Raw genomic sequence first — 8,790 nt, forward strand, 5'->3', positions numbered from 1 at the left:
CTGGGAGTCTATATGGCAAAAGGATTCGGCGCAGGAAAACCCAAAAAGGGAAATAAAAAACGCGAAAAGGCTTATCTTGAGCTTATCTTTGCGCTGCTGAAGTGTCCCGATAATTTGAAACAAAAGATGTTGATGGCTAACCGAAACTTGATTGATTCTAGTTTGGTGAAGGCTCTAGAAATAGTAGCCATCAAGTTAGCTGAAGAAGGCGATGACCAGTCAGCTAACTTTTTAATTGAGCTTGCCAATTGGCTTGCAGAAGAACTGGGTTTATTATCTAGCGACTCTGAAATATGTTTACGTTTTTGGCTTCAGATGAAGCTGGCAATGGATAAGAGGAATGGTCATCTAGATGCAGTGCATCCAATTCTACAAACATATTTAGAGCGAGACAATCTTTTTATTCAGCGTTTTCGTAGCTGGGCAACCTGTAAACTGAATAATTTGGCTTCACAAGATGCAAAATTCTTGGCAGTGCTTCTAGCTACTTTCGGTAGTATAATTTCAGAATTTCCTTTAGGAGATCGCGCTGAAAATGTAGAACAGGCCATCGCTTGCCATCTAACCGCGTTAGAAGTATTAAGTCTTGAAACATCTCCTAAACAATGGGCTGATGCTCAAGATCGCCTAGCTACTGCCTGTTGCAATCGTATTAAAGGCGACCAAGCCGAGAACCAGCAAATTGCTATTGATGCCTACGAAAAAGCCTTACAGGTTTTCACTCGTGAGGAGTCGGCTAGAGAATGGGGAAAAATTCAAAACAATCTAGGTAATGCTTATCGTGACAGGATTTGGGGCGACAAAACACAAAATCTTGAGTTAGCCATAATAGCGCACCAAAGCGCTTTGCAAGTTCGTAGTCGAGATGAGTATCCAGAACTGTGGGCGATGACACAAATGAATTTAGCGGTGGACTATCGTCAACGAGTAGAGGGTGACAAAGAGAAAAATTTAGATATAGCGATCGCAGCTAACCAAGCAGCTCTGCAAGTCTACACCCGTAGTGTATTTCCCGAAGCTTGGGCAGATACTCAAAACAACCTGGGCAATGTTTACCGCGATCAAAGTGAGCAAATTTTTGGTGATAAGTCAGAGAATCTGAATTTGGCGCTTTCTGCCTTCCAAGCAGCTTTGCAAGTCTACACCCGCAATCAGTTTCCTGAAAAATGGGCACAGACACAGATGAATCTCGGCAAAGTCTATCTCCTCGACCTTAAGCAGACAGTTAAGTGGATAGAGTGTTTTCGAGCAGCCTTAGAAATTTTTACACCCACTGACTTTCCCCAACACTGCTTCAAAGCATCACGTAATATGGGTTATGCTGCTTTTCAGTCTCAATTGTGGTGGGAAGCTATTGAAGGTTTCACTACTACAATTGAAGCAGTCGAAACTAGCCGCACTTGGGCAAAATCTGAATCGCGTCGCCAAGAAATCTTAGAAGAAGCCATTGATGTTTATCAAAATATGGTGCAAGCTTGCATCAATGCTGGACAAGTAGAAAAAGCCTTTGAATATTCAGAGCGATCGCGTTCCAAACGCCTGGTAGACTTAATGGCAAGCTACAACCTCTCTCAAGGCGAAGAAATCCCCCCAAAAGTTCAAGAATTATTGCAGCAGTATGAAGAACTGCAACGGCAAATTGACCAAGAACGCCAAAGCCATAAATCTGAAAATAGTCGTAGTGATACACGCGCTGCTTGGGAAGCTTATAATGAAGCGATCGCACTTTTAGAAACCCAAAAACAACAAGTTTGGGAAAATCTCAGACGCGAAGATCCCGTATTAGCTGGCGAAATTCAGGTTAACCCCCTTAGCTTATTGGAAATTCAAAAGCTAATTGACCAACCCTATACAGCTATCCTCAGTTTCTACACTACCAACAGCGACACCCATATTTTTGTCGTCCAGCAAAAACAAATTACTCTTCACACCTGCACAGGACAAGGATTAGATAGGTTGCAAGGCTGGATTAACCAGAATTGGTTATTGCCTTATATGAATGATTCCCAAAAATGGGAAACTCAAATTAACAGTATTCTCTGTGAACTAGCTGAACGTCTTCAAATATCTCAACTCATATCTGAACATCTTCAAGGAATAGAAGAATTAATCTTAGTACCTCACTTATTACTCCATCAAATTCCCTTCGCTGCGTTATCTACAGGAGAATATCAGGAATATTTAGGAGATAAATTTCTCATTCGTTACACTCCAAGCTGCCAAATTTTAGAATTTTGTCAACAACGTGATACTGTAGGGATATTTAATGAAATATCTCTACAATATGGAACTGTGGAAGATGCTGAAGATAACCTTCCCTCTGCCAGATTTGAAGGCGAACAACTCGCCAAAATGTACAAGATTCCACCAGAAAATAGATTAATTGGCAGTACTCAAGCCACTTCTAAAAACTATCGACGATTAGCACAACAAGTTCAAGTACTTCATTCCTGCCACCATGCCCAATCTCGCCTCGATAATCCCTTAGAGTCACAGTTAAAATTAGCTGATGGTAGCATCACGTTGGGGCAATTAATGACACCAAGCTGGCGTTTACCTCAACTTGTAGAAGTGTTTCTGTCTTGCTGCGAAACTAATTTGGGTACTCCTTCCCTAACTGACGATATTCTTACTCTCTCCACAGGCTTTTTGTGTGCTGGTGCTAGAAGCGTTGTTAGTACTTTGTGGTCAGTCAATGATTTAGCCACAGCATTATTTTCCATTTTTTACTACCAGCAGCGACAAGAAGGTAAAAACCGTCCTGAAGCTTTACAGCAAGCTCAAATTCAGCTACGAGAATTTACAAAATTAGACTTAAATAAAATATTTCATGAAGTAGAAGTGAGGGAGAAAGAACTGATACGAAATAAAAGAAAATATCCTTCAGATTCTATCGAATACGAACAATGGAAGCGTGAATATAATATGTATGCCAAATTGAACAAACGAATTATAGAAATCGAAAACTCTACTCAACAATTTCCCTTTTCAGATCCTCGTTACTGGGCTGCTTTTATTTGCCACGGTTTACGGTGATAAAACAATATTGGGACGATTACTCGCTTACTCATCAACCTGATTTAGATTTGGTAAAAATTCAGGATTCAAAGTTTGGTCTAAAGTGTAAGAGCAAATTTCTGGAAAAACCTGCTGACCCAATTCAGTTTCTCGAATCGCTAAAGCCACGCCTAGTTCATAAATAGTCAAGAAAACTTCATCGAGATAGGGTTTCAAACTAGGGCTATCTTGCAGAAGCAGCTTAATTTGAACACGTTGCTCTCGAATTGTACCCAACCAGCTATTACTACGTTTTTCTGGTTGAAATTGCCATTTTAGTAGATGTCCTAACAATACTCCTAGCCGATTTCTCAATTCTTGCCGTTCTCTTCTACCCAAAGTTTCAATTTCTTCAATCAGGTTAACGCTATCTAATTGATCCCACTGTTGAGTTTTGAGCAAGCTAACCTGCTTTTGCGTCCAATCATAGAAATCTGTTTCATATAGGTGAGATGTGTACATTTTTTCCACTTTATTTACACCTATCTACTTACCTACTCCTGCGGTAACGCTTGCACCAAAATCCAAAATCCAAAATCCAAAATCTAAAATAAATATTGGGTTTAGCGATACCTACGGCAGCAAACTACGCCAAACCCAACCTAAAATAATCTAAAATTTCAGAACTAATTTGCTACCTCAGCCACCTCAATCACTCGCCCTTCATAGTCCTTGACCAAAAAATTCAGGGGTTTGTGGTTACGAATCTTCAATTTTAAACCGCGCGTTTCGACTCGCATTAAAATCATTTCCAGGCAGTCATGGTCAAAACAAACGTGGCGTTGCTGATTTTTGCTGCCTAAACTCGCGCCAGTAATGATGTGTAGCTGGGTGTTTTTCTTCAATTGATACCACAGCCCATCATTGGCGTTATTCATCATTTTGCTAGACAAGCTCGGTCCAGTAGACATATATAACGGATCGATGCCAGTTGCGCCTATAGTTTGTTCGTAGTTGTAGTAGTAGTGCAATGGCACCTCAGCTGCTGGCAAATCTAGCAGCCCTTCATACAACTGTCGGGCAATCTCCAAATCTGACACCATTACAGTGTGTACTTTTGGGGCACTGGTGAGAAACATCCACATAGCACCAGCGTAAGCTGCTAGCAGCATCACCATAATGCCTTGGGTGGAGAACAGGCTATCTAAGGGCAGGGAAGGCAGAAAGGAGCCTAAAGTAAGGGGACTGAGCAGGAACGATATGACACTAACTGCTATAACCATGAACAAATAAGGATTCTTTAAGAGAGTTGATTTTATGATTGTCGATTAAGACTAAAATTAAGTCCTTGTTTCTAGTTTATCAATACTCAACTAGTCTGAGTCTCATCTACAAACTGAGCAACACCAAGATATTATGCGATTAACTAGGGGAGTGCAATTCCCAAAACTATTTTAACAACTATCAACTCCAAGACTTGTGCAAATTCCTCATTTTCCCGAAGCTAATCACCCACTGGTGAAGTCGCTGTTCCATCACAGTGACCATGAACTACTGACTCTGTTTCAGCGCTATCCAGATGCTGGAAAGTACTTTACGGTGATTTTTTGCCGCTATAGCCCCATAGTCTACACCTTAATTCGGCATTCGGCGCGATCGCCTGTACAGGCAGATTATCTGTTTGCTCTCACCTGGCGACATATATATTACGAACTCGGTGGACTAAATTTAACTGATTCTGAATCGGGTGAGGAAGCCTTAACCATGCAAAATTGGTTAATTAATATGACAGCTTTCTGTATAAATGAGATTAAACTACCACCCACAGAAGCAATTCATTATTCTCTACAAGCGACTTCACCGCCGCTATGGTGCTATGTACAACAGGCTTTAGACCAACTACCACCAGTTTTACGATTAATCGTGTTAATGGCTCAAACTTTCCACTGGAGTGAAACTAGAATCGCTGCCTATCTACAAGCTGAAGGAGAAGCGATCGCTCCTAATGAAGTAGCCAATTTTCTCCAGGAAGGCTATCGTATGCTAGAGGACAAATTGCCCACAGATATCCGCGCCATATACTTTGGGGAAGATTTAGCTCAATCACAACTTAAGTAGAAATGCGTATATTAATTGTCTTCAATTTTAAAACTTAAAACTTCTTCTTAGACCTTCTACTTAAACCCGCAACTTTACGGGTAATTTTTATGAAACAATGGCTTGTATTTCCCTGCCGAAAGGTAGGCTTAATTTGTGTAGGTGCGATTTCTTCTCCCCAGGTACTTTTACACAGCTTTTTACTGTTTGCTTTTGTGCTGAGTCCTGTAGCGGGTGCGGTTGATATTTCCGAACAACTCCATCGCCCTTTAAATAATTCCGTTGGGCGACAATCAAGAGATGAAGCGGACGGTTTGCTGCGTATTGGCCAACAAGAATACACTTCAGGACATGCCGACAAAACAATTGCATCTTGTTTGCGGGCATTAGAACTATATCATTCCATTGGCGACCTGAAAGCACAAGGTTTGACGTACAATTTGCTTGCTAAGGCTTATGTGCAGGTTGGTAGTTCAAAAGAAGCGGAAGATGCTTTCAGAAGAGGATTAGCGATCGCTCGTGATACTCAAGACTTCCAATCTCAGATTTTTGTGCTGAATAATATCGGTACATTTCTGCTGCAAAAAGGCGAATTTGCTGCTGCTGGTAAAACAGTTGAAGATGCCCTCACAATTGCTCACGGTGTCAAAAATATTGAAGGCGAAGGACTTTCTTTGAGTAATTTGGGTTTGGTAAGTGCTAGGTTGGGAGATTATAACAAGGCGATTAAACTGTACGAAAATGCTTTAACTTTCCGCCGTCAGACTGGCGATGCTATTGGTGAAGCAAATACCTTGAATAATTTAGGAGATGCTTATTTAGCATCTGGAAATTATCAAGATACTATTGCTACTTATGGTGAAGCAATGCAGACAGCGAAAATCAACCGCGATCGCACTAATCAATTACGAGCAATTGACGGTTTAGTTACGGCTCACACTGCTGTAGGACGTTACGAACGCGCCTTTGACTTATTAGAGCAACGTTTAGCACTTGCTAAAGAATTACAAAATTTACACGAAGAATTAAAATCTTTTGAATCTTATGCTCAGTTATATAAGCAACAAGGTAATTACCTAACTGCCCGCAATTTTTACGAAAGGGCAATCATACTGGCGCGGACATTGCAAGACAGCAAGCAAGAAGTGCAATTGCTCGATCAGCTAACTAAAATGCTTCAGCGAAAGTAGTAATAAGACCAATTTGAAAAAAGAATGCAACAAATAGACCATTTGTTTGTAGAGACGCGATGAATCGCGTCTTTACCCAAGGATGTTAGTTGTTAAATAATTTCATTTTTACTTAAATTTGAGATGTAGCAAATGCTCTAACCAAAAAGCGATCGCTTAAATTCTCTCCATCTCTCCTCCTCTGTGTCCTCCGCGCCTCTGCGGTAGCCTGTGGCAAGCCGAAGCGAAGCGTCTACGTCATTCTAAATCTATAACTTCTTGCCGCAACTCAAATAAACCATCTTCCCCAGCGTCAAAATCAATCACCTGATACACAGCATCAATATTTAACTCTCCATAAATATGAGGAAATAATTCCCCTATTTCAGCAGGTTCATAACGAATTTCAGCTTGTACTTTTTCACAATCAATAAAAAGTACTACCAATTCTTTTTGATTAGAAAAAAACGTATTTGCAACTTTGACAATTTGCGTTGACTTTGAAGAATGAATAAAGCCTTCAGAATCGAGTGAATCAGCACGATAGCTGCCCAAATCTTTTGCTTGTTCCCATTGTTGGCGTTTGGTAATGTGAAGGATAGTATTCATGTTGCTTGTATTAATGTTATTCTATATTAATATGTTCATCTGGATAAAATTCAAGACATACATTATTTTGCTTATGGCTATTAGGATATATAAATATCTGAATTTCTAATTTTCCTTTCTGCCAACCTTTACCATCGATTTTAAGAAACTGACAATCTTTGACAGCATTTAGTTTAATTTCGCTAAAGGGTATGGACTCATCTCCAGCAGATATCCTGCCAAACAAACTACCAACGGAATCATTATTAATTTTAGTTTTATATGTGCAAACTTCCCGCCGCCATTTATTTACAATTTCTCGTATAACTAGCTCTCTTAATTTACTTATTTTAAAAGTATCTTTCTCAAAACAAATTACATCATCTCCACACTCTAATAAAATAAATTTATTTTTCATATCAATGCCTGTAGTGTAAATTAAGAGTCGTATTATTTACTTTTTGCTTTACCTAAACATCAGATTATAATTTAAAATTCTTGGTGTAACTCTAGTAAGAATACTGAATAAAAAATATTCAGCGATCGCTCTAAAAGAGTATTGTTTAAAATATCAGATTAAAGCACTGATAAAAACTCTATATGAGATTATCCTTTTATAAATTCGGCGGAATACAAACATCTGGCGCACATAACCCAATAAACTCTACTGTTGTCACCTCAAAAGTATTCAAATCTACCCGGCGGATAGCATGGTTATTCGTATCACTAATATATAGAGATGAATCTATAACAGTCAATCCCGAAGGTTCAAAAAAGCGGCTATTCTTACCCTGACCATTTTGTAAACCCGCAGAACCATCTCCCAAAACTGTTTGACAATTCCCACTAGGACTTACTAATTTAATTTTATGGTTATAAGTATCTGCTACCCACAGAAAATTCTCAGCGTATTCCACTCCTAAACAGTGTTGTAAACGGACATCTTCACCTTGTCCATCTACATCGCCAAAACCAAATAAACCGCCACTACCGCAAACAGTTCTTACTTGATACGGTTCAACAATTCCCACACCACGAATGGAACTAACTTCACTGTCAGCAATATATAATTCTTGCCCATTATTAGTAATACCGCTAGGTTGAGCAAAAGCAGATTCAGTAAGTGAACCATCAATACACGCTTCTGCACCAGTACCAGCATAAGTTTTAATGATGCCAGTTTCTAAATCCATTTGCCAAATTTGATGCGGCCCAGCCATTGCAATAAATAAGATATTTCCTACTTTCACTAAATCCCAAGGTGAATTCAGCGCAGTTTCTAAACCAGCACCGCCATGAGGATGGATATTACGACTTTGTTCACCAGTTCCTGCGATCGCTTCTACTACTTGACGCTTTAAATCAACTCGCCGCAGGGTATGATTTTCTGTATCAGCAACATAAAGAATCTGATTTTCGGCATCATAAGCCATTCCCTGCGGTGCAAAAAATTCTGCTTCGTTAAAAGCACCATCGGTTAAACCTGATTTTCCAGTACCAATTAAATGTAGAATTTCTCCATCAAAGCTACTCACAACTAAACGGTGATGTCCAGAATCAGCAATGAATAAACCCGCTTGGGTAGCGAGAACTTTACCAGGAAAAGCTAAGGGCGTAATTAATGGTTGGCGCTGTTTTTCTAAAGTCAAGCTGATTTCTTGAAAATTAATTGTACCTTTGTTTTGGTGTTGCTGAATTAACTTTTGAATCAACTCGTCTAAAGTTTTACGGTTTCCTTCACCAGAAATCTGGCCAATCACGTAACCTTCTGGATCAATAATTATTAATGTAGGCCAAGCACGCACAGCAAACTCTTCCCAAATCCGAAAACCTTTGTCAACTACAACTGGATGTTCAATGTCGTAGCGCAGGATAGCTTGGCGAATGTTTTCTGTTTCTTTTTCGTTGTCAAATTTGGCAGAATGAACGCCAATAATAG

General features: G+C 39.6%; 8 protein-coding genes. 3 read left to right on the top strand and 5 right to left on the bottom strand.

Annotated features, from left to right (window positions below; translation table 11 throughout):
* Positions 1–12 precede the first annotated feature (12 nt).
* Positions 13–3,036, top strand: a complete 3,024-nt coding sequence (locus HWQ37_RS28070; protein WP_292753701.1) for a CHAT domain-containing protein — start codon at positions 13–15, stop codon at positions 3,034–3,036.
* 27 nt (positions 3,037–3,063) lie between these two features.
* Here the strand turns inward: HWQ37_RS28070 and HWQ37_RS28075 are convergent, their stop codons facing one another.
* Both HWQ37_RS28075 and HWQ37_RS28080 read right to left on the bottom strand, forming a co-directional pair.
* Positions 3,064–3,519, bottom strand: a complete 456-nt coding sequence (locus tag HWQ37_RS28075; RefSeq protein WP_292753702.1) for a DUF29 domain-containing protein — start codon at positions 3,517–3,519, stop codon at positions 3,064–3,066.
* Between the two features lie 164 nt (positions 3,520–3,683).
* Complete coding sequence (locus tag HWQ37_RS28080; RefSeq protein WP_292753703.1) at positions 3,684–4,280, bottom strand: glyoxalase-like domain protein; 597 nt, start codon at positions 4,278–4,280, stop codon at positions 3,684–3,686.
* Between the two features lie 196 nt (positions 4,281–4,476).
* Here HWQ37_RS28080 and HWQ37_RS28085 point away from each other — a divergent pair, with 196 nt between their 5' ends.
* On the top strand, positions 4,477–5,115 hold the full coding sequence (locus tag HWQ37_RS28085) for an RNA polymerase sigma factor sigma-70 region 4 domain-containing protein (RefSeq protein ID WP_292753704.1): 639 nt from the start codon (positions 4,477–4,479) through the stop codon (positions 5,113–5,115).
* Positions 5,116–5,204: 89 nt separating this feature from the next.
* On the top strand, positions 5,205–6,284 hold the full coding sequence (locus HWQ37_RS28090) for a tetratricopeptide repeat protein (RefSeq protein WP_292753705.1): 1,080 nt from the start codon (positions 5,205–5,207) through the stop codon (positions 6,282–6,284).
* 237 nt (positions 6,285–6,521) lie between these two features.
* On the opposite strand, the gene HWQ37_RS28095 is transcribed toward HWQ37_RS28090, so the two are convergent.
* The 3 genes from HWQ37_RS28095 to HWQ37_RS28105 all read right to left on the bottom strand — a co-directional run.
* Positions 6,522–6,872 (bottom strand): DUF952 domain-containing protein, encoded by a 351-nt coding sequence (locus HWQ37_RS28095; RefSeq protein WP_292753706.1) that lies wholly within the window; start codon positions 6,870–6,872, stop codon positions 6,522–6,524.
* A 16-nt stretch (positions 6,873–6,888) separates the two neighbouring features.
* Positions 6,889–7,269 (bottom strand): KGK domain-containing protein, encoded by a 381-nt coding sequence (locus HWQ37_RS28100; RefSeq protein ID WP_292753707.1) that lies wholly within the window; start codon positions 7,267–7,269, stop codon positions 6,889–6,891.
* Positions 7,270–7,465: 196 nt separating this feature from the next.
* The coding region (locus HWQ37_RS28105) for a hypothetical protein (RefSeq protein ID WP_292753708.1) at positions 7,466–8,790 on the bottom strand (1,325 nt) is incomplete at its 5' end.

Origin of the sequence: Nostoc sp. NMS4, assembly GCF_017115095.1 — a bacterium.
Classification (GTDB): Bacteria; Cyanobacteriota; Cyanobacteriia; order Cyanobacteriales; family Nostocaceae; genus Nostoc.

What these genes read in the sequence shown, in the direction of transcription:
- HWQ37_RS28080 (WP_292753703.1), bottom strand. Translation starts at nt 4,280, where the DNA reads ATGGTTATAGCAGTTAGTGTCATATCGTTCCTGCTCAGTCCCCTTACT.
- HWQ37_RS28070 (WP_292753701.1), top strand. Translation starts at nt 13, where the DNA reads ATGGCAAAAGGATTCGGCGCAGGAAAACCCAAAAAGGGAAATAAAAAA.
- HWQ37_RS28090 (WP_292753705.1), top strand. Translation starts at nt 5,205, where the DNA reads ATGAAACAATGGCTTGTATTTCCCTGCCGAAAGGTAGGCTTAATTTGT.
- HWQ37_RS28100 (WP_292753707.1), bottom strand. Translation starts at nt 7,269, where the DNA reads ATGAAAAATAAATTTATTTTATTAGAGTGTGGAGATGATGTAATTTGT.
- HWQ37_RS28075 (WP_292753702.1), bottom strand. Translation starts at nt 3,519, where the DNA reads ATGTACACATCTCACCTATATGAAACAGATTTCTATGATTGGACGCAA.
- HWQ37_RS28095 (WP_292753706.1), bottom strand. Translation starts at nt 6,872, where the DNA reads ATGAATACTATCCTTCACATTACCAAACGCCAACAATGGGAACAAGCA.